Annotated in this window: 25 protein-coding genes; 12 read left to right on the forward strand and 13 right to left on the reverse strand. The window is 71.0% G+C overall.

What is annotated here, in order from left to right:
• Nucleotides 1-146: 146 nt before the first annotated feature.
• Nucleotides 147-557, reverse strand: coding sequence for a hypothetical protein (locus ACIPVB_RS14740; protein ID WP_400369884.1), 411 nt, complete (start codon nt 555-557; stop codon nt 147-149).
• 59 nt (nt 558-616) lie between these two features.
• Here ACIPVB_RS14740 and aspS point away from each other — a divergent pair, with 59 nt between their 5' ends.
• Both aspS and ACIPVB_RS14750 read left to right on the forward strand, forming a co-directional pair.
• A complete protein-coding gene (gene aspS / locus ACIPVB_RS14745) occupies nt 617-1,954 on the forward strand; it encodes an aspartate--tRNA(Asn) ligase (RefSeq protein WP_400369885.1) in 1,338 nt (445 codons plus the stop codon).
• An 84-nt stretch (nt 1,955-2,038) separates the two neighbouring features.
• Entirely contained in the window at nt 2,039-3,106 is a 1,068-nt protein-coding gene (locus ACIPVB_RS14750; protein ID WP_400369886.1) for an ABC transporter ATP-binding protein, read from the forward strand.
• A 16-nt stretch (nt 3,107-3,122) separates the two neighbouring features.
• Here ACIPVB_RS14750 and ACIPVB_RS14755 read toward each other — a convergent pair whose 3' ends face one another.
• The 6 genes from ACIPVB_RS14755 to ACIPVB_RS14780 all read right to left on the reverse strand — a co-directional run bounded on the left by ACIPVB_RS14755 (nt 3,123) and on the right by ACIPVB_RS14780 (nt 5,030).
• Nucleotides 3,123-3,425: a Dabb family protein gene (locus ACIPVB_RS14755; RefSeq protein ID WP_400369887.1), complete on the reverse strand. Its 303-nt coding sequence runs from the start codon at nt 3,423-3,425 to the stop codon at nt 3,123-3,125.
• Nucleotides 3,422-3,700: a glutaredoxin family protein gene (locus tag ACIPVB_RS14760; protein ID WP_400369888.1), complete on the reverse strand. Its 279-nt coding sequence runs from the start codon at nt 3,698-3,700 to the stop codon at nt 3,422-3,424. The genes ACIPVB_RS14755 and ACIPVB_RS14760 overlap by 4 nt, the downstream gene beginning before the upstream one ends.
• A 29-nt stretch (nt 3,701-3,729) precedes the next feature.
• Entirely contained in the window at nt 3,730-4,023 is a 294-nt protein-coding gene (locus ACIPVB_RS14765; RefSeq protein ID WP_400369889.1) for a rhodanese-like domain-containing protein, read from the reverse strand.
• Between the two features lie 100 nt (nt 4,024-4,123).
• On the reverse strand, nt 4,124-4,222 hold the full coding sequence (locus ACIPVB_RS14770) for a 30S ribosomal protein bS22 (RefSeq protein WP_003792170.1): 99 nt from the start codon (nt 4,220-4,222) through the stop codon (nt 4,124-4,126).
• An 82-nt stretch (nt 4,223-4,304) separates the two neighbouring features.
• Entirely contained in the window at nt 4,305-4,496 is a 192-nt protein-coding gene (locus ACIPVB_RS14775; RefSeq protein ID WP_108318458.1) for a helix-turn-helix domain-containing protein, read from the reverse strand.
• Between the two features lie 138 nt (nt 4,497-4,634).
• Complete coding sequence (locus ACIPVB_RS14780; RefSeq protein WP_400369891.1) at nt 4,635-5,030, reverse strand: ArsR/SmtB family transcription factor; 396 nt, start codon at nt 5,028-5,030, stop codon at nt 4,635-4,637.
• A gap of 68 nt (nt 5,031-5,098) precedes the next feature.
• Here ACIPVB_RS14780 and ACIPVB_RS14785 point away from each other — a divergent pair, with 68 nt between their 5' ends.
• Both ACIPVB_RS14785 and ACIPVB_RS14790 read left to right on the forward strand, forming a co-directional pair.
• Nucleotides 5,099-6,541 carry a TrkH family potassium uptake protein gene (locus ACIPVB_RS14785; RefSeq protein ID WP_400369892.1) on the forward strand — a complete coding sequence of 481 codons (1,443 nt, stop codon included), beginning with the start codon at nt 5,099-5,101 and terminating at the stop codon, nt 6,539-6,541.
• Nucleotides 6,534-7,205: a potassium channel family protein gene (locus ACIPVB_RS14790; protein ID WP_400369894.1), complete on the forward strand. Its 672-nt coding sequence runs from the start codon at nt 6,534-6,536 to the stop codon at nt 7,203-7,205. Before ACIPVB_RS14785 ends, ACIPVB_RS14790 begins: the two co-directional genes overlap by 8 nt.
• A 4-nt stretch (nt 7,206-7,209) precedes the next feature.
• On the opposite strand, the gene ACIPVB_RS14795 is transcribed toward ACIPVB_RS14790, so the two are convergent.
• Nucleotides 7,210-7,497, reverse strand: a complete 288-nt coding sequence (locus ACIPVB_RS14795; protein ID WP_400369896.1) for a DUF1905 domain-containing protein — start codon at nt 7,495-7,497, stop codon at nt 7,210-7,212.
• A gap of 1 nt (nt 7,498) precedes the next feature.
• Nucleotides 7,499-8,344: a pyrroline-5-carboxylate reductase gene (proC, locus tag ACIPVB_RS14800; protein ID WP_400369898.1), complete on the reverse strand. Its 846-nt coding sequence runs from the start codon at nt 8,342-8,344 to the stop codon at nt 7,499-7,501.
• A gap of 123 nt (nt 8,345-8,467) precedes the next feature.
• Here proC and ACIPVB_RS14805 point away from each other — a divergent pair, with 123 nt between their 5' ends.
• Together ACIPVB_RS14805 and ACIPVB_RS14810 are read left to right on the forward strand one after the other, a co-directional pair.
• Nucleotides 8,468-9,580 (forward strand): alpha/beta hydrolase, encoded by a 1,113-nt coding sequence (locus tag ACIPVB_RS14805; RefSeq protein ID WP_400369900.1) that lies wholly within the window; start codon nt 8,468-8,470, stop codon nt 9,578-9,580.
• 35 nt (nt 9,581-9,615) lie between these two features.
• The gene (locus ACIPVB_RS14810; RefSeq protein WP_400369901.1) at nt 9,616-10,545 is read left to right on the forward strand and encodes an LLM class F420-dependent oxidoreductase; all 930 of its coding nucleotides are present in this window, start codon (nt 9,616-9,618) and stop codon (nt 10,543-10,545) included.
• A 122-nt stretch (nt 10,546-10,667) separates the two neighbouring features.
• Here ACIPVB_RS14810 and tadA read toward each other — a convergent pair whose 3' ends face one another.
• Nucleotides 10,668-11,159, reverse strand: a complete 492-nt coding sequence (gene tadA / locus ACIPVB_RS14815) for a tRNA adenosine(34) deaminase TadA (protein WP_400369902.1) — start codon at nt 11,157-11,159, stop codon at nt 10,668-10,670.
• Nucleotides 11,160-11,215: 56 nt separating this feature from the next.
• Between tadA and upp the strand changes: the two genes are divergently transcribed.
• The gene (upp, locus tag ACIPVB_RS14820) at nt 11,216-11,848 is read left to right on the forward strand and encodes a uracil phosphoribosyltransferase (protein WP_400369903.1); all 633 of its coding nucleotides are present in this window, start codon (nt 11,216-11,218) and stop codon (nt 11,846-11,848) included.
• 312 nt (nt 11,849-12,160) lie between these two features.
• Here upp and ACIPVB_RS14825 read toward each other — a convergent pair whose 3' ends face one another.
• Nucleotides 12,161-15,703 carry a TM0106 family RecB-like putative nuclease gene (locus ACIPVB_RS14825; RefSeq protein ID WP_400369905.1) on the reverse strand — a complete coding sequence of 1,181 codons (3,543 nt, stop codon included), beginning with the start codon at nt 15,701-15,703 and terminating at the stop codon, nt 12,161-12,163.
• 107 nt (nt 15,704-15,810) lie between these two features.
• Between ACIPVB_RS14825 and ACIPVB_RS14830 the strand changes: the two genes are divergently transcribed.
• Nucleotides 15,811-17,871: an NAD(+) synthase gene (locus tag ACIPVB_RS14830; RefSeq protein WP_400369906.1), complete on the forward strand. Its 2,061-nt coding sequence runs from the start codon at nt 15,811-15,813 to the stop codon at nt 17,869-17,871.
• A 16-nt stretch (nt 17,872-17,887) separates the two neighbouring features.
• Here the strand turns inward: ACIPVB_RS14830 and ACIPVB_RS14835 are convergent, their stop codons facing one another.
• Nucleotides 17,888-18,385, reverse strand: a complete 498-nt coding sequence (locus ACIPVB_RS14835) for a DUF427 domain-containing protein (RefSeq protein WP_400369907.1) — start codon at nt 18,383-18,385, stop codon at nt 17,888-17,890.
• Nucleotides 18,386-18,486: 101 nt separating this feature from the next.
• On the opposite strand from ACIPVB_RS14835, the gene ACIPVB_RS14840 reads away from it, so the two are divergent.
• The 4 genes from ACIPVB_RS14840 (at nt 18,487) to ACIPVB_RS14855 (ending at nt 20,579) form a co-directional block, all read left to right on the forward strand.
• Nucleotides 18,487-18,684, forward strand: a complete 198-nt coding sequence (locus tag ACIPVB_RS14840; protein WP_400369908.1) for a hypothetical protein — start codon at nt 18,487-18,489, stop codon at nt 18,682-18,684.
• On the forward strand, nt 18,681-18,860 hold the full coding sequence (locus tag ACIPVB_RS14845; protein WP_400369910.1) for a hypothetical protein: 180 nt from the start codon (nt 18,681-18,683) through the stop codon (nt 18,858-18,860). Before ACIPVB_RS14840 ends, ACIPVB_RS14845 begins: the two co-directional genes overlap by 4 nt.
• Before the next feature lie 160 nt (nt 18,861-19,020).
• Nucleotides 19,021-19,965, forward strand: coding sequence for an aldo/keto reductase (locus ACIPVB_RS14850; RefSeq protein ID WP_400369911.1), 945 nt, complete (start codon nt 19,021-19,023; stop codon nt 19,963-19,965).
• Between the two features lie 56 nt (nt 19,966-20,021).
• Entirely contained in the window at nt 20,022-20,579 is a 558-nt protein-coding gene (locus ACIPVB_RS14855; protein WP_400369913.1) for a nucleoside phosphorylase, read from the forward strand.
• A 33-nt stretch (nt 20,580-20,612) separates the two neighbouring features.
• Here the strand turns inward: ACIPVB_RS14855 and ACIPVB_RS14860 are convergent, their stop codons facing one another.
• Nucleotides 20,613-22,118, reverse strand: coding sequence for an MFS transporter (locus tag ACIPVB_RS14860; RefSeq protein ID WP_400369914.1), 1,506 nt, complete (start codon nt 22,116-22,118; stop codon nt 20,613-20,615).
• Nucleotides 22,119-22,182: the final 64 nt, after the last annotated feature.

Below are 22,182 nucleotides of genomic sequence, written 5' to 3' on the forward strand. Positions count from 1 at the left end.
GGGTATGGGGGGCCTTCCGGCGCGGGTTCGGGGCCCCCGGCGGGGCCCCCCCCCCCCCCCCCGGGGCCCCCCCCCCGGGGGGGGGGGGGGGGCCCGCCCCCCCCCCCCCCCCCCCCCCCCCGCCACGGCGTGGTCTGAGGTCGGGTTCAGGATGCCGACACCCCCGCGCCCACGATGGCCGCGGCGACGAACCATGCGGCCGCCATCATCACGATCGTCACCAGGGGGACCCAGAAGGCCAGCCGGTGGCGCACCAGGCGGACGATCGTGACGACGAGCCCCAGCACCAACACCACCCAGGGCGAGATGACCGCGGCCCAGAACCCCAGGTTCATGAGGGCGATATCGCACCGGTCGGCGCCGCACGCGTCGGAGGCGAACGCCAGCAGCACGCCCGCGTACGATGCCCCCAGCGCCAGCAGGGGCAGCAGGACGAGCAGGACGATCGTCAGCGCCACATCCCACGGGCGCGCCGCTCGCGCGCGCGGCTCGGGCCGCAGGGTCCGGAACGACTGCGGCGGCAGCGGGAACGACTCCGGGGACGGGGACGAGGTCACATCCCCATCGTAGGTTCGCGCCCGGTCTCGGGCGGGTCGCGCACGTAGACTGGTCGATCGTGAGCGAACGCGTCCTGGTCAACCAGCTGAAATCCCTTCCCGCCGGCCCCGTCGAGGTGTCGGGATGGGTCGAAACCGTCCGTGATCAGAAGAAGGTGCAGTTCGTCGTCCTGCGCGACGAGACCGGCGCCGTACAGCTGGTGAACCCGGCGACGCGTCCGTCCGAAGAGACGGAGCACGATGTCGACGCCCTCGCGCTGACCGAGACGATCGGCGCCCTGGCCACCGGGACGTTCCTCACGGTCCGCGGAGAGCTCAAGCACGACGAGCGCGTCAAGCTCGGCGGCGTCGAGATCAAGGTCGGCGAGCTCGCGGTCGCCGCCGCGGCCAACCCCGAGACCCCCATCGCCGCCGACAGCAGCCCCGACAAGCGCATGGACTGGCGCTTCCTCGACCTGCGTCAGCGCCGCAACAACCTCATCTTCCGCGTGCAGACCACGCTCGAGCACGCGATGCGCACGTACTGGATCGACCGCGACTACATCGAGATCCACTCCCCCAAGCTCATGGCGTCCCCCTCGGAATCCAATGCCGAGCTGTTCGAGGTGCCCTACTTCGAGGACAAGACGGCCTACCTCGCGCAGAGCCCGCAGTTCTTCAAGCAGATGGCCCAGGTCGCCGGCTTCGGCAAGATCTTCGAGATCGCCCCCGCCTTCCGCGCCGACCCCTCGTTCACCAGCCGCCACGCGACCGAGTTCACCTCGATCGACGCCGAGATCAGCTGGATCGACTCGCACGAGGACGTCGCCCGCATGCAGGAGGAGCTGCTGCACTCGGCGTTCCAGGCCGTCGCCGACAAGCACGGCGCCGAGATCCACGAGCTGTTCGGTGTCGAGGTGCAGGTGCCGTCGCTGCCGTTCCCCCGCATCCCGCTCGCCGAGGCGCGCGAGATCGTCGCGGCCCGCGGGTACGACATCCCGCGCACCGACGGCGACCTCGACCCCGAGGGCGAGCGTCAGATCGCCGCGCACGTGGCCGAGACCTTCGGACACCAGTTCGTCTTCATCACGGACTACCACCCCGAGATCCGCGCTTTCTATCACATGCGTGACGAAGAGACCGGGCTCACCAAGTCGTACGACCTGCTCTTCAACGGCGTCGAGATCACCACGGGCGCTCAGCGCGAGCACCGCGTCGACGTGCTCGTCGAGCAGGCGAAAGAGAAGGGTCTCGACCCCGAGCACCTCGACTTCTACCTCGACTTCTTCCGCTTCGGCGCCCCGCCGCATGGCGGTTTCGGCATGGGTCTGGCCCGCGTGCTCATGCTCATGCTCGGCGAGTCGTCGATCCGTGAGGTCACCTACCTCTTCCGCGGACCGACGCGCCTGGCGCCGTAAGGCACGGCGGAGATTCGAACGCGCGACGCCCGGGGTTCACCCCCCGGGCGTTCGCATGTCATCCGCGGCATCTACCGTGGGCGCATGGTCGCCATCGTCCCCGCGGATCCGTTATCGTCCGCGGGCGCACGCCACCCCGCAGGATGGACGATCTCGTTGCGCGGGGTCAGCCGCGAGCGCGCCGGTACACCGATCCTGCGCGACATCGACCTGGAGGTCGAGCCGGGACGCATCATGGCGCTCGTGGGACCGTCCGGGTGCGGAGCCTCGACGCTGCTGAGGCTGGTGACGGGAGCGGAGCGCCCCGACGCCGGCACGGTCGTGATCGAGGGACGCGAGGGGCCAGCCGCGCCGCGTGTCGCCGAGGTGCGTGACCGCGCCGCCGTCGCCCGGTTCGGCCGCGCACGCGGAGCCGTCGTGGCCGCCTCGCGTCAGGCCGGCGTCGCTGATTTCGAGGAGGAGACCGACCGACTGTGCACCCTCGTGGGGCTGGGCGCAGCTGACCGGAGCGTTCATCGGCTGTCGCACGGCGACCGTCAGCGATGGGCGCTCGCCCGGGTGCTGGCGACGCGGCCCCGCGCCGTCGTCCTCGACGACGCCCTCGCCGCGCTGCACACCACGGCCCGCGCGCGGACGCGCGACGCCGTCGTCCGCGAACTGCGCTCGCGCGGGGTCACGACGCTGTGGGCCACGCGCGATACCGCCGAGGCAGCGGCCGTCGCCGATGAGCTCGTCGTCATGGACGCCGGCCGCATCGTCGCCGCCGGCTGCCCCGACGAGGTCTACGCGCGCGTCTCGGACGCCGCGGTCGCGGAAGTCCTGGGACCGGTCAGCACCGTGCCCGGCATCGTGGAGGGCCTGGTCGTCGAGGTGTGGGGCACGCAGCTCCCCCTGGCCGAACCCGCACACGACGGACACTGCGAGGTCGTCGTCCGCCCTGAGCAGGTCGTGCTGGCGGGGCCGGACGCCCCCGGCGCCGATGCCGTGGTGGAGCAATCCACCTTCCTCGGCCACGCGCGCCGGACGACCGTCCTCACCGCCGACGGCAGCCGCGTCGTGGTGGAGCACCCCGTCGAGATCCGCCTGGATGAACGTGCGACCGTCCGCATCGCGCTCGCGCCCGTCGCCGTGACGGTCCGCCCGATCAGCTGAGCGGACCGGCGGCGGCTCAGAACGGGTAGTCGACGCAGGATCGCTCCGAGACGGCGGTGCGTACGAACGCCGCGACCTCCTGGTGAGCCGGGTGCACCTGGTAGCGCTCGAGGGCGTCCACGTCGGCGAACTCGCTGACGAGGGCGACGTCCCAGTTGGACGAGGGGTTCGCGACGTTGCGACCCACCTCGATGTGCTGAATCTCTTCGATCACGTCTTTCAGCGCCGTCAGGCGCTCGGCGATCTGCTCGGCGTGCAGTGCACGCGTGTCGGCGTCGTCCGCCGCGAGCTTCCAGAGGACGATGTGGCGGATGCTCACGAGGGGACTCCTTCTTGATCTGCCGCGAGGAGCGCGGCACGCAGGCGGTCGGCCGAGACGCGCCAGTGCGCGTGCAGCTCGCCGTCGATGAGCACGACCGGGATCTTCTCCCACCACCGGGCGTACAGCTCCGCGTCCTCGGCGATCGAGGCCTGTTCGATGTCGACCCGGGCGGCCACGGGGGCGGGCAGTTCGGCGACGACCGACTCGACGATCTGCTCGGCCACGTCGCACAGATGGCATCCGGGCTTGCCGATCAGCGTGAGGGTGGTCACGCTGTCCATCCTAGGAGGACCGCGCGGGGTCAGGACTCGACGTCGTACCCCGCGGCGATCCAGTCGCCCGTTCCACCCTCGACGTTCGTGGCGTCGTGTCCGCGCGCGGTGAGGGCCTCGACGACGCGCGCCGAGCGGCCACCGGCATGGCAGATCACGTCGAACGGCTCACCCGGCAGCTCGTCCAGGTGCTCGCCCAACGTCGACATCGGGAGATTGACCGCACCGGGGACGTGACCCGCGGCGAACTCGTGCTCCTCGCGCACGTCGATGAGAGGGCGTTCGCGCCCCGCGTGCAGGTCGTGGACCGAGATGGACTGCATGCTTACCTCCGGGAGAACGGATGAACGAGCGCGTTCGCGCGTCGCGGGCGCATACACGAAGCGCCCGTCGCGTGGGACAGGCGCTCGGTGTGGTGGCCGCTTACTTCTTGTTGCGGCGCTGGTGACGAGTCTTGCGAAGCAGCTTGCGGTGCTTCTTCTTCGCCATGCGCTTACGGCGCTTCTTGATGACAGAACCCACGGAAAACCTCACTAAGTCGGGGTCTGGGTGCCGATGTCGGCCCCCGGGAACAGCAGGCGTTGGAAAAAAGCCTCGGATCAGTCTAGCCGACGTCGGACACCGGTCGTTGCACAGCTTCGACCACGGCCGATTCCGGCACGCGATAGCTGCGCCCGAAGCGCACGGCGGGAAGCTCCCCCGAGTGCACGAGCCGGTAGACCGTCATCTTCGACACCCGCATCAGCTCGGCGACCTCGGCGACCGTCAGAAACCGCACATCCGGCAGCTCGGCCATCGCGTCACCCTTCGTCCCGGGTGCATTCACCCACTGATGCTGAGCACACTCTAGGGTCTGCGCGCGACGACTGTAAACCTGTGGGCCTGCTGTGACGCATGTGCACTACCGCTGCCGCGTCCGCGGCCTTCCCCGCCGTCAGCGTCCGGGGAACTTGCGCAGCGCCGTCGAGAACGAGTGCTTGACCGAGGCCGCCGCACGCCCCACCACTTCGGCGGCGTGCGCCGCGGACTCCGGCAGGGCGGGCTCGGCGTCCTCGTCCATCGAGAAGAACGGCACCAGCCAGTCGTCCACTTCGTCGAGGGGGGCGACGGCGAGACTGTAGTAGCGGTGCTGCCCCTCTTCGCGCACCGAGACCAGTTCGGCTTCTCGCAGCACCTTCAGATGCTTGGACACCGTCGGTTGACTCACCCCAAGTGCCGCGACGATCTGCGAGACGCTCGTTCCCCGCTCGCCTCCGGTCGCGCGGTCGAGCAGGAGCTGAAGGATGTCGCGACGCGTGCCGTCAGCGATCACGTCGAAGATGTCCGCCATGGCATCAGATTAGCGGCGCCCCGGCCCGAGTACCATGATTCGGGTTCGGGCAGCGAAGGGAGCGGCGCATGGCGGCGACGCCGAACGAGGCTCGACGACGCGTGCGGCCGCTGCGCATCGCCTACGAGGCATGGGATCGACTGCGCAATCTCACCACGGCATCCCCCGCTCGATTCGCGGTCCTGGTGTTCGCGACCCTCATCGCCCTGTTCACCGCGCTGTTCTCCCTGCCCGCGGCGTCGGCCACCGGGGAGCGCGTCCCCTTCGCCGACGCCCTCTTCACCGCGGTCTCGACGATCTGCGTGACGGGCCTTGCGACGGTCAACATGTACTCCGACTGGTCGCCGCTGGGACGAGTCATCACCTACATCGGCGTCAACGTCGGCGCCCTCGGGGTGCTGACCCTCGCGTCGATCCTGGGGCTGATCATCTCCAAGCGCCTCGGCTTGCGCGCCAAGCTCATCGCTGCCGGCGACAGCAACCCTCTGCGCGCGCACGGGGGGCCGGTCAACGAGGGCCAGACCGTTCGGCTGGGCGAGGTCGGTCAGCTGCTGCGCACCGTGGCGCTGTCGACCCTCGTGATCGAGGCCGTGCTGACGGTGCTCATCTACCCGTCGCTCATCATCGGGGGCATCGACCCGCTCGTCGCGCTGTGGGAGGCGCCGTACTACGCGGCGATGGCCTTCACCAACACCGGGTTCGTCCCCAACGCCGACGGACTGACACCGTTCGCCCAGGACTACTTCCTTCTGACGGTGCTGATGGCGGGGGTGTTCCTCGGCTCGATCGGCTTCCCGGTGATCTTCACGCTCTGGCGTCACTACTGGCGGTTCCGGCTGTGGTCGCTGCACGCGAAGCTGACCATCATCACGACCGTCGTGCTGTTCATCGCGGGAGCCGGCGTCATTCTGCTCCTGGAATACGACAACCCGCTGACCTTCGGGAGCATGGACGCGTGGGACACGACCTTTCAGGCGTTCTTCCTCTCAGCGATGACACGGTCCGGCGGGTTCAGTGTCGTCAACGTCGGCGATCTCAACGGCGCGACGCTCATCGTGGGGTCGATGCTCATGTTCGTCGGCGGGGGATCGGCATCCACCGCGGGCGGCATCAAGGTGACGACCCTCGCCGTCCTCGCCCTCGCGGTGTTCTCGGAGGCGAAGGGGCGCCCGTCGGTCCAGGCGTTCGGGCGGCGGATCCCCAGCGACGTGCAGCGCGTCGCGCTGTCGGTGGTGGCATGGGGTGCGACCATCGTCGCCCTGTCGACGGTCACGATCAGCCGCATCACCGACGCCCCCATCGAGTACGTGCTCTTCGACGTCGTCTCGGGGTTCGCCACGGTGGGGCTGTCGACCGGTCTCACCGCGGAGCTCCCCGACCCGGCGGTCTACGTCATGGCGGCCACGATGTTCATGGGTCGCATTGGTACAGTGACTCTCGCCGCGGCCGTGGCTGCCTCGTCCCGGTCGCAGCTGTACGCGCTCCCCGTGGAAAGGCCCATCGTTGGTTGAACGCATCCGCAGTGACGCGCCCGTCCTGGTGATCGGACTCGGTCGCTTCGGCGCGGCGTGCGCCGGAGAGCTCGACCGTCTGGATCGCGAGGTCCTCGCCGTCGACGGCAATCTCGAGCTCGTGCAGAAGTGGTCGGAACGCGTCACGCACGCCGTCCAGGCCGACGCCCGCAACATCGACGCCCTGCGTCAGATCGGCGCGCAGGACTTCCAGGTCGCCGTCGTGGCCGTGGGCTCGCTCATCGAGGCCTCGGTGCTCATCACCGCGAACCTGGTCGACCTGAAGGTCCCCCAGATCTGGGCGAAGGCCGTGTCGCAGTCGCACGGCAAGATCCTCGCCCGCGTCGGGGCCAACCACGTCATCTACCCCGAGGCCGAGGCCGGCGAGCGGGTCGCGCACCTGGTCAGCGGTCGGATGCTGGACTTCATCCGCTTCGACGACGATTTCGTGCTGGCCAAGATGTACCCGCCCAAGCTCGTGCGCGGCGTCGGCCTGAACGAGTCGGGCGTGCGCAGCAGGTACAACGTCACCGTGGTCGGGGTGAAGAGCCCGGGGCGCCCGTTCCGCTACGCCGAGGCGAACACCGTCGTCACCAACCACGACCTCATCATCGTGTCGGGGACCAACAGCGACATCGAGCGCTTCGCCGCCCTCGACCGCTGACCGCTCAAGCGTCGACGTCGAGCACGACCTCGACCTCGTCGTCGACCGCGAGATCCTCGGCATCCTGCAAGGCCTTCTTCACCGGCACGACGTACCCGCCGTCCTTGGGCCAGAGCGAGGTGGTCACGGTCGTCGACCCGATCGTCACGGATGCCGGGATCATCCCCCACCCGTAGGTCACCACGGGCGCGATCTCGGCGATCATCGCGGCCTCGGCGGGCGGCACCGTCACGAAGTGGTAGGGCGCGGGCCCGCGCCAGTACCAGATCGGTCCCGAGAAACGCAGCCGCATGTCAGCTCCCGGCGGCCAGATCTTTCGCCCGCGCGAGGGCCGCTTCGGCCCCGGCCGTGAACGTGTCGTCGAGATGCGCGGCCTGCAGCACGGCGACGGCGCGCTCGGTCGTGCCCTTGGGGCTCGTGACGCGACGCCGCAGCTCCGCGGGGTGGACGTCGGCGGAGTCGAGCAGGGTGGTGGCGCCGATGAAGGTCTGCTGCGCCATCAGACGCGCCTGGTCGTCGTCGAAACCCATCCGCACGGCCGCCTTCGTGAACTCCTCGATGAGCAGGAAGACGTACGCCGGGCCCGACCCCGAGATCGTCGACAGCGCGTCGATCTGCGACTCGGGGACCTCGAGCACGGCCCCGACCGTCTCGAACAGCGCGCGCACCACCGCCACGTCGTCGGCCGAGGCCGACGTGCCGGCCGCGAGACCCGTGACGCCCTTGCCCACCAGCGACGGGGTGTTCGGCATCGAGCGCAGCACCGCGACGTCGTCGCCGAGGTGCCGGGCGAAGGTCGCGAGGGTGACACCCGCGGCCAGGCTCACCACGATGGCGCCCGGACGCAGGTGCGGGGCGATCTCGTCCAGCAGGTCGGGGACCATGGCGGGCTTGACCCCGACCAGCACGATGTCCGACGCGGCGACGGCGTCGATGTTGCCGGCCGGGTGCGCCTCGAGGGCGACGCTGGTGACCCCGTCGAGCTCGGCGAGCTCGGCCGCCTTCGCGATCGAGCGGTTGGTCGCCACGACTCCGCCGTCGGTCAGGCCCGCAGCGACCAGACCGCGCAGGACGGCTCCCCCCATCGAGCCCGCTCCGAGGATCGCGATCGGGGGCAGGGAGGTCGTGGCATCCGTCATGCGTCCAGTCTATGAAGGCGGGTCTCGCGGCGCGGGGCAATCCCGCATGCGGTGCACAGGGGTGCGCGTTAGAGTCGGAAACCGGTGTACCGGGGCACCGGCGAGCGACACGGAGGACCCCTCATGACTCTCTTCGACGGCATCAGCGCGCGCTTGGTCGAGACCGACCGACTCGGCGTGAACATCCTGGAGCGCGTGGGCGACGATCCCGCCACGACGCCCGACCACACGGTGGTCTTCGTGCACGGCAACGTCTCGTCCTCGCTGTTCTGGCAGGAGATCATGCAGGACCTGCCGAGCGACCTGCGCGTCATCGCCGTCGATCTGCGCGGCTTCGGGCGCACCGAGCACAGCCCCATCGACGCCACCCGGGGCGTCCGCGACTTCAGCGACGACCTGTACGCGACCCTGCAGGCGCTCGAGATCCCCGAGGCGCACCTGGTCGGCTGGTCGATGGGCGGCGGCGTCGTGATGCAGTACGCCCTGGACCACCCGGTGCGCTCGCTCACGCTGCAGGCGCCGGTCTCGCCCTACGGTTTCGGCGGGACACGCCGCGACGGCTCGCGCCTGACCGACGATGACGCCGGCACCGGAGCGGGGGCGGCGAACGCCGACTTCGTCCAGCGCCTGATCGATCACGACGCCTCCGCCGATGCACCCACCTCACCCCGGTCGGTGTTCCGCTCCGGTTACGTGGCGGCGGGCTACGAGAGCGCGCACGAGGACGTGTGGGTCGAATCGATGCTCACCACCTCGACCGCCGGAGGGAACTACCCCGGGGACTCCGTGGTCACCGAGACGTGGCCCGGGTTCGCCCCGGGGACCACCGGGGTGCTCAACACGATGGCGCCGAAACACTTCGACCTCTCGGGCATCGTCGACCTCGACGTCAAGCCGCCGATCCTGTGGATCCACGGCACCGCCGACGCCATCGTCTCGGACGCCTCGTTCTACGATCTCAACCACCTCGGCGCCCTCGGCGTAATCCCCGGCTGGCCCGGCGCCGACGCCGCGCCCGCGCAGCCGATGGTCTCGCAGACCCGCGACGTGCTCGCGGCGTACGCCGAGAAGGGCGGCGAGGTGACCGAGGTCGCCGTCGAGGGCGCGGGACACTCCGTCCACCTCGAACGCCCGGCCGCGTTCCGCCGCGCCCTGCTCGAGCACATCGGATACGTCGGCCGGCCCGCCGACCCCGCGCCGCCCACCGAGGCGATCATCCTTCGTTCCGCCGACTGACGTCCGGCATCCCCTCTCCCCCTCCGGAGGTCCTCGTGGAGTACTGCCTGTTCACCGAGCCCCAGCAGGGCTTCACCTACGACGACCAGCTGGCGTTCGCGCAGTCGGCGGAGCGGCACGGTCTGGACGGTTTCTTCCGCTCCGACCACTACCTGCGCATGGGAGAGGGCGACCCCCGCCCCGGCCCCACCGACGCCTGGACGACACTCGCGGGCCTCGCCCGGGAGACCTCGCGCATCCGCCTCGGCACCCTGGTGTCCTCGGTCACCTACCGCGTCCCCTCGATCCTGGCGATCCAGGTCGCCCAGGTCGACGCGATGTCGGGCGGACGCGCCGAGCTCGGTCTGGGCACCGGATGGTTCGAGCGCGAGCACGCGGCGTACGGAATCCCCTTCCCGGCCAAGCGCTTCGACCTGCTTGAAGAACAGCTCCAGGTCGTGACGGGCCTGTGGCAGACCCCGGATGCCGAGACCTTCACCTTCGCGGGCGCGCACTACCGTCTCGACGACGCGCCGGCGCTGCCCCGGCCCGTCCAGTCGCGCGTCCCGGTGATCGTCGGCGGCGGGGGGCCCAAACGCACCCCGGCGCTGGCCGCGCGGTACGCGACCGAGTTCAACATCGGATTCGTGGCCGAGGACGTCATCGCCGAGAAGTTCGCCGGGGTGCGCGCCGCGTGCGAGGCCATCGGCCGCGACCCCGGGACGCTCAAGCTGTCGGTGGCGCTGCCGACGATCGTGGGACGCGACGACGCCGAGATCTCGCGTCGCGCCGAGGCGATCGGGCGCAGCCGCGCAGAGTTCGACGACGGGGCGAACATCATCGGCACGCCGCAGCAGGTCGCCGACAAGGTCGAGCGCCTGCGGGCGCTGGGCGCGGAGCGCGTCTACTTCCAGCTGATGGACCTGCGCGACGTGGAGCACGCTGATCTCGTCGGCGCCGAGGTGCTCCCCCTGCTCCCGCGCTGACGCTGCGGCGTCGTCGGGTAGTCGACGTTCCCGGACGAGCGCGGCGCTGCCCCCGCTACCGCGCTGACGTTGCGGCGTCGTCGGGTAGTCAACGTTCCCGGACGAGCGCGGCGCTGCCCCCGCTACCGCGCTGACGTTGCGGAGTCGTCGGGTTCTCGACGTTCCCGGAAGAACTCCTGCAGCTGGGCCGTGGCGCGCTCCTCGTCGACCCCGCCGACGACCTCGACACGGTGCGGCAGACGCCTGTCGCGCAGGAGGTCGAACATCGACCCGGCGGCTCCGGCTTTGGCATCCCACGCCCCGAACACCACCCGCGGCACCCGCGCCTGCAGGATGGCCCCCGCGCACATGACGCAGGGTTCGAGCGTGACCACCAGGGTGCACCCGGAGAGGTGCCACGAGCCGAGTCGGGACGCCGCCTGACGCAACGCCACGACCTCGGCGTGCGCGGTCGGGTCGTGGGTGACCTCGCGGAGGTTGCGTCCCTCGCCGATCACCCGCCCGTCCTCATCGATGACGACCGCCCCCACCGGGACGTCGCCGTCGGCCGACGCGGCGTCGGCGAGCGCGAAAGCGCGGCGCATCGCCGCGAGATCGCGTTCGGTCGGGGTCATGGGGCTCCAGAAGAACGAGGCGGAGGCGCACAGGGGAAGCGGCTAGCCTTGAGCCTATGCGTGTCCACGTCGCCGATCACCCGCTCATCACCCACAAGCTCACGGTGCTGCGTGACGTGCAGACGTCGTCGCCGGTGTTCCGCCAGCTCACCGAAGAACTCGTCACCCTGCTCGCCTACGAGGCCACGCGCAACGTCCGCGTCGACCCCATCGAGATCCAGACCCCCGTCACCAAGACCATGGGGGTGAAGATCAGCGAGCCCCGCCCGATCGTCGTGCCCATCCTGCGCGCCGGCCTGGGGATGCTCGAGGGCATGGTCAAGCTCCTGCCCACCGCCGAGGTCGGTTTCCTCGGCATGGTGCGCGACGAGCAGACGTTCGAGCCCACCACCTACGCCGAGCGCCTGCCCGATGATCTCAGCGATCGCCAATGCTTCGTCCTCGACCCGATGCTCGCGACCGGTGGGTCGCTCGGTGCCGCGATCAACTTCCTGTTCGCGCGCGGCGCCCAGGACGTCACCGCGATCTGCCTGCTGGGTGCTCCCGAGGGTGTCGCCGCGATCGAGAAGCAGGTCGAGGGCCACGACGTGACTCTGGTGCTCGGCGCCGTCGACGAGCGGCTGAACGAGAAGGGCTACATCGTGCCCGGTCTCGGCGACGCGGGCGACCGCCTGTACGGCACGGCCTGAGCGACACCGCGCTCGCGACGGACCTCAGCGACGAGACCCGGACGACACCGGGCTCGCGCCGGGCCTGAACGACGCCACGCTCGCGACGGACCTCAGCGACGAGACCCGGACGACACCGGGCTCGCGCCGGGCCTGAGCGACGCCACGCTCGCGACGGACCTCAGCGACGAGACCCGGACGACACCGGGCTCGCGCCGGGCCTGAGCGACGCCACGCTCACGACGGGCCTGCCCGAGGCCGGGTTGGCGGCGCGGCCCGCCCGACGCGGAGCGACCGGCGGTGGTCGGCGTCGCGGGGAGGCGCCGCCGTTCCTCAACCCGTCTGCCCCACCAGCCGCGCGAACCCGCTCAATCGAGCGACTCCCTCGGGCGTCCGCGGGAGGTCATCGAGCAGCGCCGGCGAGTGGATGATGTACGCCGCCTGCATGGCCCGCGAGATCGCCACGTTGAGGCGGTTGCGCAGCAGCAGGAACTCCAGGCCTCGCGGGGCGTCGCGTCCCGACGACGCCGCGAGGGTGAGGATGGCGACCACGGCCTCTTTGCCCTGGAAGCGGTCGACGGTGCCGACCGGAACCTCGGCGAATCCGGCCGCCGCGAGGGCTTCTTCGACCGCGACCTGCTGGGCGTTGTACGGCGTGATGACGATGACGTCCTCCGCGCGGAGTGCGCGCGGCTCGTGGAGGACAGCTTCGTCACCCGCGCCGCCCTCGGCCCCCGTCCACGTGCGCCCGACCAGCCCCGCCACCAGGTGTGCGACCTCCGCCGCCTCTTCGACCGAGAAGGTCGCGTTCCCCGTGTGGCGCACCGGGACGACGTGAACGCCCGGCTCGACGCCGTCGAGGTGGCGGAGTGCCGTCGACGGGTGCGCGGCGAGCCGACCCTCGTAGGACAACCGCGACACCGGCTCGGCCACCGCGGGGTGCATGCGGCGCGTCCGTGCGAGGAAGTAGCCCAACTCGGCGGGCACGACCTCTGCACCGTCGATGATCCACCCCAGCGCCGAGGTGTCGACCGGCTCGGGGTGCGTGCCCTGGCTCACCTGGGGCAGCTGCTGCGGGTCGCCCAGCAGCAGCAGTCGCTGGGCGGCGAGCGACACCGCGATCGTGGAGGCCAGCGAGAACTGCCCGGCCTCGTCGATCACGAGCAGGTCGAGGCTGCCGCGCGGGATGCGCGTCTCGTGGCTGAAATCCCAGGCCGTCCCCCCGACCACGAAGCCGTGGGCCGCGTTCTCGGCGGTGAAGGCCGCGACGCCGTTCTTGGGGAGGACCGTGAAGGCATGCGGTGCGCCGGCGTCTTTGGGGGCTTTGCCGACCCGGGATGCCGGGACCCCCGCGGCGACGACCCGCTCGAGCATGTGCTCGACGGTCGCGTGCGACTGGGCCACGACTCCGATGCGGTAGCCGCGCTCGGCGACGAGCCGCGCGATCACGTGGGAGCCGACGTAGGTCTTGCCCGTGCCCGGAGGACCCTGCACCGCGAGATAGCTGTGGTCGAGGTCGGCCACGCTGCGCGCGATCGCGGCGACCTCGTCGTCTCCGTCGGCCCCGTCGACGGCGGTGACCGGTGCCAGCACGCCCGAGCGGGTACGCGGAGGCACCCGACGCAGGATGTCGGCGGCAGGGCCGGCAGGGAGCGCCGGGAGCGTCGCCAGCACGGCGTCGGCCCAGGCGTCGATCGCCTTCTGCTGGTTACCGGCGCGCGGCGGTGCGGGCGGGGTGAGGGCCAGCGGCAGGTCGTCCCAGGTGACGCCGTCGGCCGCCACCTCTTCGACGATCGCGCCGTCGTCGAGCACCTCGCGGACGGTCGCCCGACGTGCTCCGTGGATCCACCGCGGGCGGACGTCGAGCGGGAACGGCGCGGGCAGGTCGTAGAGGGCGAAGGGCTCGGCATCCACGCTCAGGCGCGTACCGGGGGCGACCTCGCCGCGCACCTCCACCAGGCGTCGCTCGGAACCGCGCCCCGACTCGGCGACGTGCCAGTCGGCGATCACACGGGAGCGAGCCGCGTCGACCACGACCACGTCGCGGGTCTCTTCCCACACCGACACGGGCTCGCGCAGGCGCAGGAAGTGCGTCGCCCAGTAGGTCTTCTCTTCGCGGGGGTAGTAGTCGATCGCGGCGGCGGCGAGGCGCAGGGCCGTCGCGTCGGGCTCGACGGCGTCGGCGGCCCACCGCTGCAGCGCCGTCGCGCGGGGCGAGGGCTCGTAGGCCCGTTCGTCGGGTTCGGCGCTGCGCGCGGGCACCGCCCCGGCCTCGCGAGCCCGGTCGACGAGCCAGTCGCGCAGACGACGGGTCGAGACGCAGTCGTAGCGGTTGTAGTCCGCCAGGTCGTCGAGCACGCGTCGGGCGCCCTCGTGGTCCGCGTCGGCGGCGAGAGCACGCGCCTCGACGTACTTGACGATCGAGTCGTCGCCCCGCTGCACGTCGCTGGTGCGCACCTCGTCGCCCATGTAGAGCGGCTCGAGCTTCTTGATCGAGTACGACCGCGAGCCCACCCGCAGCGCGCGCCGCACGACCGGGTACAGGTCGACGAACACGCCGTCGCGCAGCAGACGATCGACGTCGGCCTCGCGGACCCCGTAGCGCGCGGCCATGGTGAGCAGGTGCGTGGGCTCGTACGGGGCGTAGTGGTAGATGTGCATGTCGGGGTACTGCCGTCGCCGCAGCGCGACCATGTCGAGGAAACGCTCGAGAGCCGCCCGCTCCTCGTCGAAGGTGTGCGCCCACAGGCTGCCGTAGACCTCGCGCGTGTCGACCCATCCGAACAGGTAGTCGATGCCCCAGTGTTCGCCCGCACCCTCGGTGTAGAGCGGGTCGCCCTCGAAATCGAAGAAGAGATCACCGTGGTCGGGACGCGGGAGGACCCCCAGCGACTTCGGCGCGACGACCTCGAAGGTCGGCACGGCGTGGGCGGGCGCGTCGTCGGACGGCACCCCCGCCGGGCTCTCGATCTGCAGACGCGCCTGCGTACGCAGCGATGCGAAGGTGTCGGCGCTCAGGGACGCCGGGGCCTCGTTGGCCGCCGCGAGGGCATCGATCGTGCGGATGCCCGCCGCGCGCAGACGCTCGCGCTGCACCGGCCGCATGCCCGCGACGAGCAGCAGGTCGCGGTGAGCCACGACCTCGATCTCGCAGGTCGCGCAGCGGCCGCACGCCAGCACCTCGAGCTCTGCGCGTCCGTCTCCCCAGGGGATGACGGGACCGGCAGCCCCCAGGCCGACCCGTCGATCGGCGATCAGCGCGCGCAGGCGGGCACGGCGCAGCCCGAACACCGGCAGCAGATCGTCGACGCGGTGCGTGCTCGTCGTGCCGTCGCCGAGCAGCAGCTGCACCTCGTCGGCGCGGGAGACGCCCAGTCGATCGAGCTGGTCGACGTAGGCGGCGAGCTGCATCAGCGCCGTGACACGGGCGCGACGGGCCAGCTTGGTGTCTTGCACGATCCACGGCCGCACGCCGTCGGCACCGGGCGCGTCGCTGCGTACCAGGAAGTCGGCGAAACCCACGAAATCGTCGGTGGCGAAGGCCGCCTGGTAGACGACCTCGGCGTCGGGATCGGACAGGGCCTCGTCGGTCAGCCGCACCGCCTCGGCGAGCGCCGCGGCATCGGAGGAACGGGCAGCGGGGATCTCGCGCACCGCGCCCCCGAACCGCTCGCGGTAGTGATCGAGGACGCGCAGCTCGTGCGCCGTCCCCAACCGGGCGGCCCGCTCGAGGGTGGCGTCCTCGGGGTCGTCGACGGCGGCGATGCGCCCGGTCTTGGCGTCGATCGCCCGCAGCCAGGCGAACTCGCACTCGGCCGCCGCCTTGAGATCGCTGGCGCTCCAGACGATCCGCCCGTCTTGCTCGATGTACCGCATGGTGTCCCACGCTAATCGGGGCCACCGACATCGGCGGGCGCACGGCGCATCACCGCGTCACGACGAAGGGATGCCACGGGGTCGGACGGTCCTGACAGACTGGTCGGGTGATCACCGACCTGCCGTTCGAGAGCGTCTACCGGCACGGCTTCGCCCGCGTGGCCGCGTGCACGATCCCCGTCGCCGTCGCCGACCCCGCGGCCAACGCCGACGCGGTCCTCGACACGGCCCGCGCGTGCGACGCCGAGGGCGTCGCGGTGGCGGTCTTCCCCGAGCTCTGTCTGACCGGCTACGCGATCGACGACCTCGTTCTGCAGGACCCGGTGCTCGACGCCGTCGAGGTCGCGCTGCGGCGGCTGGTGTCGGCATCCGTCGATCTGCTGCCGCTGCTGCTGGTCGGCGCGCCGCTGCGGCACGACAACCGTCTGTTCAACTGCGCGGTCGCGATCCACCGCGGACGGGTGCTGGGCGTCGCGCCCAAGTCGTACCTGCCCACGTACCGCGAGTTCTACGAGAGCCGCTGGTACGCCCGCGGCGACGACCAGATCGGCCGGCACATCACCGTCGCCGGCGAGACGGTGCCGTTCGGTCCGGACCTTCTGTTCGACGCGGTCGACGTCCCCGGGCTCACCGTGCACGCCGAGGTGTGCGAAGACGTGTGGGTGCCGATCCCGCCGTCCTCCGGCGCCGCTCTGGCGGGAGCGACGGTGCTCGCGAACCTCTCCGGGAGCCCCATCACGATCGGTCGCGCCGACGACCGCGTCCTGCTCTCGCAGTCGCAGTCGCTGCGCTGCCTCGCCGCCTACGTCTACGCGGCCGCCGGCCAGGGAGAATCGACCAACGACGTCTCGTGGGACGGCCAGACCATGATCCACGAGGGCGGTCAGCTGCTCGCCACCACCGAGCGCTTCCCCGATGGACCGCGACGCAGCGTCGCCGACGTCGACCTCGACCGTCTGCGTCAGGACCGGCTGCGCCAGGGCACCTTCGACGACAACCGGCGCACAATCGATCCGCGCATGCGCACGATCGCGTTCGAGCTCGCACCGCCGGCGGCCGACCTCGGCCTGCGCCGCGCCCTCGACCGCTTCCCCTTCGTCCCCGACGACCCGGCCCGTCTCGCGCAGGACTGCTACGAGGCGTTCAACATCCAGGTGTCGGGCCTTGTGCAGCGTCTGCGGGCGATCGGCGGCCCCCGCCCCGTCCTCGGCGTCAGCGGCGGTCTGGACTCCACCCACGCCCTGCTCGTCATCGCCCGGGCGATGGACCGCATGGGGCGTCCGCGCAGCGACATCCTCGCGTACACGCTGCCCGGCTTCGCCACGAGCGCGAAGACCAAGAACAACGCCATCGCCCTGGCCGAGGCCATCGGGGCGACGATCGAAGAGATCGACATCCGGCCCGCGGCATCCGAGCTGCTCTCGCGCATGGGGCACCCGTTCGCCGCTGGCGAGCCCGTGCACGACGTGACCTTCGAGAACGTGCAGGCGGGCCTGCGCACCGACTACCTGTTCCGACTGGCGAACATGAACGGCGGCATCGTCATCGGTACGGGCGACCTGTCCGAGATCGCCCTCGGCTGGTCGACCTACGGTGTCGGCGACCAGATGAGCCACTACTCGGTCAATCCCGGCGTCCCCAAGACCCTCATCCAGCACGTCATCCGGTGGGTCATCTCGTCCGGAGAGCTGAGCGACGCCACGGTCACCGTGCTGCAGGACGTGCTCGACACCGAGATCAGCCCCGAACTCGTGCCCGCGGGGCAGGACGGCCGTATGCAGTCCACCGAAGACCGCATCGGCCCGTACAACCTGCACGATTTCACGCTGCATCACGTGATGCGCTTCGGCTTCCGCCCGTCGAAGATCGCTTTCCTCGCGGCGCACGCCTGGCAGGACCCGGATGCCGGGACCTGGCCCCCGGGCTACCCCGAGACGCATCGCCCGTCTTACGACCTGGTCACGGTCGCGCGGTGGCTCGAGGTGTTCCTGCAGCGGTTCTTCGGTTTCTCGCAGTTCAAGCGCACCGCCGTACCGAACGGGCCGAAGGTCTCGCCGTCGGGATCACTGTCGCCGCGCGGCGATTGGCGCGCCCCGTCCGACGGGAATGCGCGCGCGTGGCTGGCCGATCTGCACGCGGCCGTGCCGCAGGCCTTCGATCGCGGCTGATCCGCCGCGACCGGCGTCACCAGCCCATCGATCCCGGGACGCCCTTGAAAGGTCCGGCGAGATCGCCCGTGACCCATCCGCCGTAGAACCCGCCGGGCTGCGGCTGCACGGTCTCTCCCGCGAGGATGACGCGGTCCATCGGGCCCGCGTACACCGCGACCCGGTCCGCCAGCGTCTCGTAGCCGGGCATGGGATGGGGGTAGTTCCACGCCGCGCGGGGGGCGAGCGCTCCCTGACCGCCGTGGACGTCGAAGTAACGGGCACCGCCCTTGAACTCGCAGAAGGACGCGCCCTCGCCCAGCGTCAGGGCGTCGCCGAACGCGGCCATCGGCAGGTAGTACACGGGCGGGTGGCTCGTCTCGAGGACACGCACGACGTCGTCGGTGTCGACGATGCGACGACCGCCGAAATCGATCTGCACCCTCTTCTCGATGCGCTCCACGCGCGGTGGCCGGGGATAATCCCAGACGGATTCCTGGCCGGGGCGGACGGGGTCGGGAACAGGACGCGCCATGCGCATACGCTACGCCCGCTCGAGCGGGAGGGGGCCGTTCCGTTCCACAGCGGAGCGGGGCATCCACTGGTTTTGGGTAGCCTGGTGCGGGAGGGGGCACTGTGAACGAGCAGAAGACGTCGGCCGCGGGTCAGCGGTATCGCGTGTACCAGGTCGTCGGCATCGCGCTCGCAGTGCTGTTCCTCGCTCTCGGCGTGACGGCCTTCGTCGTCGGCGGGGGTCCCGTCATCGCCGCCATCGCCATCGTCGGAGGTCTCGCCGTGCTCATCGTGTCGATCGTGATGATGGTGCGCTCGTGAGCGCGGCCGGGGGCGACGGCGGCAAGAAGAAGTACCCGCCCGGGACCATTGCCATCTGGGTCGCCGGCGCGGGCGTCGGCTTGTGGCTGCTGATCAGCGGCCTGATCGGCATCCTGTCCGGCGGGAGCCGAGCCGCCCTTCCGGAAGCTCAACCGGCCCGTCCGTCCGAGAGCTGAACCGCCCCGCCCGTCCCGGGAGCTGAACCGCCCCGCGCGTCCGGAAGCTCAACCGGCCCGCTCGGCGGGAGCTGAACCGCCCCGCCCGGCGCGACCGGGGAATGCGCCCGCGCGCGAGCGGTTGTCCTGTAGATCACCGAAACTCTGCAGGAAGGGCACCATGACGCGCATCGGACGCAGCGACCTCGACATCCTCCCCCTCTCGCTCGGCGGGAACGTCTTCGGCTGGACGGCCGACCGCGACACCTCGTTCGCCGTCCTCGACGCCTTCCACGCCGGCGGAGGCGATTTCATCGACACGGCCGACGGATACAGCGCCTGGGTGTCGGGCAACTCCGGCGGCGAGAGCGAGACGCTCATCGGCGAGTGGTTGGCATCCCGGAAGCCGGCGGATGTCGTCGTGGCCACCAAGGTCAGCACCCATCCCGAGTTCCGCGGGCTGGCCGCCGGGACGGTGCGCGCCGCCGCCGAAGCGTCGCTCCGGCGCCTCGGCGTCGAGACCATCGACCTCTACTACGCGCACTTCGACGACGCGGACACCCCTCTGGAAGAGACCGTCGCGGCCTTCGCCGGCCTCGTGTCCGACGGGCTCGTACGGCACATCGCCGTGTCGAACTACACGGCCGCGCGCATCCGCGAATGGATCTCGCTCGCCGAGACCGCCGGCGCCGCCCTGCCCGTGGCCGTGCAGCCGCACTACAACCTCGTGCACCGCACCGAGGTCGAGACCGACATCGTCCCCGTGGCCGAGCAGTACGGCATGTCGCTCGTGCCTTACTCCGCACTCGCGAGCGGGTTTCTCACGGGCAAATACCGTTCGACGGATGCCACGGGCAGCTCGCCGCGCGCCGCGGGAGCCGCCCAGCTCGCGACCCCCGCGGGCCTCGCGCTCATCGACGCCCTCGCAGAGGTCGGCGACGCACACGACGCGTCGATCGCGGCGACGTCGCTCGCATGGCTGCGGGCGCAGCCGACCGTCGCCGCGCCGATCGCCAGCGCCTCCAAGCTCGAGCAGGTCGCCGACCTGCTCACCGGGGCGCGGCTCGATCTGACCGCTGACGAGATCCAGCACCTGTCGCGTGTCTCGGAGGGCGCCCAGGCGTGACGGACGGGCCGGGCGCGCGGTGCGCGCGTGCCCGGCCGAACCCCGACAATGGAGGAGTGAAGCTCCTCGTCGCCGCCCACGCGTCCGAACTCGTCGCTTTCGACTCCGACATCCCCGGGTTCGAGCGGCTGCTGACCGGCGTCGGCAAGATCCCGGCCGCTTCCGCGCTCACGCGGGCCCTGGCCACCGGCACCTACGACGAGATCGTCGTGGTGGGAACGGCCGGCGCCATCGACGACGAGGTCGAGGGCGGGATCTACGAGATCGCCGGCGCCATCCAGCACGACGTGAAGGGCCTGGACGGCACCTTCGGAGAACACGTGTCCCTGCCGGCGCGGGTCGAGACCGGGCACGAAGGACTGGTCATCGCGACCGGTGACCACTTCGTCGACGACGCCGACACGGTCCGCCTCATCCAGGGCCTCGGGGCGCGGCTGGTCGACATGGAGTCCTACGCGCTCATCTGGGTGGCCCAGCAGTTCGACGTGCCGATCCGCGTCCTGCGCGCGGTGTCCGACCGCGCCCAGGACGGCGCCACGGAGGTGTGGGACGACGTCGTCGAGCGGTGCAGCCATGAACTGCGTGCGGAGTTCCGGGCCCGCTACGGCGTGTGAGTCCCGGCATCCCGTCGCACCGGATTCCGGATCTCAGGGGGTCTGCGAGCCCGCGCGGGCGCGTCCCGCGAGATCGGCGACCCCCACGATGAGCGCCAGCCCCAGGAACACCCCGACGGTGATCATCCCGGACGCGTAGGCGTCGTGGAACAGCACGACCGGGTCGTCGACGGCGTCCTGCTCGCGGTACACCGTGGCGTAGAACAGGGCGAGGGCGATCGCGGTGCCGACGGCGGTGCCGATGCGCTGTCCGAGTTGGCCGACCGACCCGGCGACGCCGCCGCTGCGCACGGGGATGTCGGCCAGCGTCAGCGTCTGGTTCGGCGAGATGACCAGCCCACCCGCGAAGCCGCCGACGGACATGACCGCAGCCATCGCCCACGGCGTCCACTCGGGCGGGGTGAACAGAGCCACCAGGACGAGCCCGCCGGCGGTCGCGACCATGCCGAGGATGCCCCACACGACCAGGGGCCGCCCCAGACGCGTGACCAGGTTGCCGCCGATCCACGAGCTCCACGCGGATGCGACCGCGAACCCGATCGTCACCATGCCGGCGAACACCGGCTCGAGTCCCAGTCCGCCCTGCAGGTAGAGCGTGCCGAGGAGGAACATCGCCGGGACCGCCGAGAAGTAGGCGGTCGAGATCAGTACGCCGTTGCGGTACGACGACAGCGAGAAGATCGAGAAGGGCATCAGCGGCATGCGGCCGTTCTCGGCGTAGCGGCGTTCCCAGAACACGAAGGCCGCCGCGAACACGACGGACACCACGAGCAGCCACCATCGGTTCGGATCGTCGTCCGGGCTCCCCGTGGTGAACAGGAACGGCCACATCAGCGCCAGGATCGTCGACGCGAAGAGGATCACGCCCACCGGGTCGAGGTCGAGTCGCCGGTGCGATTTCGTCCGGGTGTCGGGCAGGAGCCACGCAGCCAGCGCGATCACGACAGCCACGAGCGGGATGTTGATCCAGAAGATCAGGCGCCATCCGTCGGCGTCGCCGCCCAGGGCGATGAGCAGGCCGCCGAGGGTCGGCCCGAACGCGGTCGCGATGCCGATCGTGGCGCCGAACAGCCCGAATGCGCGTCCTCGCTCCTTGCCCTGGAAGAGCTGCTGGACGAGACCCAGAACCTGGGGCATCTGGATGCCGGCGGCCACGCCCTGCAGAAGTCGAGCCACCAGCAGCACCGTGGTGTTCGGCGCGAGGGCACAGGCCAGGCTCGTGACGAGGAACAACGACAACCCGACGAGGAAGAGAACGCGGCGGGAACGCAGGTCGCCGAGACGCCCGGCGGGCACGAGGACGAGACCGAAGGTGAGGATGTACCCCGACACGACCAGCTGGAGTTCGGTGGGGCCGGCGTTGAGCGCCGCCTCGATCGAGGGAAGGGCGACGTTGACCTTGGTGAGGTCGAGGATCGTCAGGGCGGCGACGGCGACGGCGACCCAGTACGCACGCCACCGGTGTCGGGGCGACAGGTCGATGTCGCGGGTGACCGGGTGGGCGGGCTGCGCGGTGGCGGCAGAAGACTGATCAGACATCGCCTCGCACGTTACGCCCCGCCTCGAACGAGCGATGCGGGCTTGCGCCCCGGGTCCCGGCGCG

Origin of the sequence: Microbacterium sp. NPDC090007 (assembly GCF_044748345.1) — a bacterium.
Taxonomy (GTDB): Bacteria; Actinomycetota; Actinomycetes; order Actinomycetales; family Microbacteriaceae; genus Microbacterium.

Coding starts and splice junctions, on each gene's coding strand:
- ACIPVB_RS14835 (WP_400369907.1), bottom strand. CDS start 18,385: ATGGCGCGTCCTGTTCCCGACCCCGTCCGCCCCGGCCAGGAATCCGTC.
- ACIPVB_RS14860 (WP_400369914.1), bottom strand. CDS start 22,118: ATGTCTGATCAGTCTTCTGCCGCCACCGCGCAGCCCGCCCACCCGGTC.
- ACIPVB_RS14775 (WP_108318458.1), bottom strand. CDS start 4,496: ATGGCCGAGCTGCCGGATGTGCGGTTTCTGACGGTCGCCGAGGTCGCC.
- ACIPVB_RS14805 (WP_400369900.1), top strand. CDS start 8,468: ATGACTCTCTTCGACGGCATCAGCGCGCGCTTGGTCGAGACCGACCGA.
- ACIPVB_RS14795 (WP_400369896.1), bottom strand. CDS start 7,497: ATGCGGCTGCGTTTCTCGGGACCGATCTGGTACTGGCGCGGGCCCGCG.
- ACIPVB_RS14825 (WP_400369905.1), bottom strand. CDS start 15,703: ATGCGGTACATCGAGCAAGACGGGCGGATCGTCTGGAGCGCCAGCGAT.
- ACIPVB_RS14750 (WP_400369886.1), top strand. CDS start 2,039: ATGGTCGCCATCGTCCCCGCGGATCCGTTATCGTCCGCGGGCGCACGC.
- proC (WP_400369898.1), bottom strand. CDS start 8,344: ATGACGGATGCCACGACCTCCCTGCCCCCGATCGCGATCCTCGGAGCG.
- ACIPVB_RS14785 (WP_400369892.1), top strand. CDS start 5,099: ATGGCGGCGACGCCGAACGAGGCTCGACGACGCGTGCGGCCGCTGCGC.
- upp (WP_400369903.1), top strand. CDS start 11,216: ATGCGTGTCCACGTCGCCGATCACCCGCTCATCACCCACAAGCTCACG.
- ACIPVB_RS14850 (WP_400369911.1), top strand. CDS start 19,021: ATGACGCGCATCGGACGCAGCGACCTCGACATCCTCCCCCTCTCGCTC.
- ACIPVB_RS14780 (WP_400369891.1), bottom strand. CDS start 5,030: ATGGCGGACATCTTCGACGTGATCGCTGACGGCACGCGTCGCGACATC.
- tadA (WP_400369902.1), bottom strand. CDS start 11,159: ATGACCCCGACCGAACGCGATCTCGCGGCGATGCGCCGCGCTTTCGCG.
- ACIPVB_RS14765 (WP_400369889.1), bottom strand. CDS start 4,023: ATGCAGTCCATCTCGGTCCACGACCTGCACGCGGGGCGCGAACGCCCT.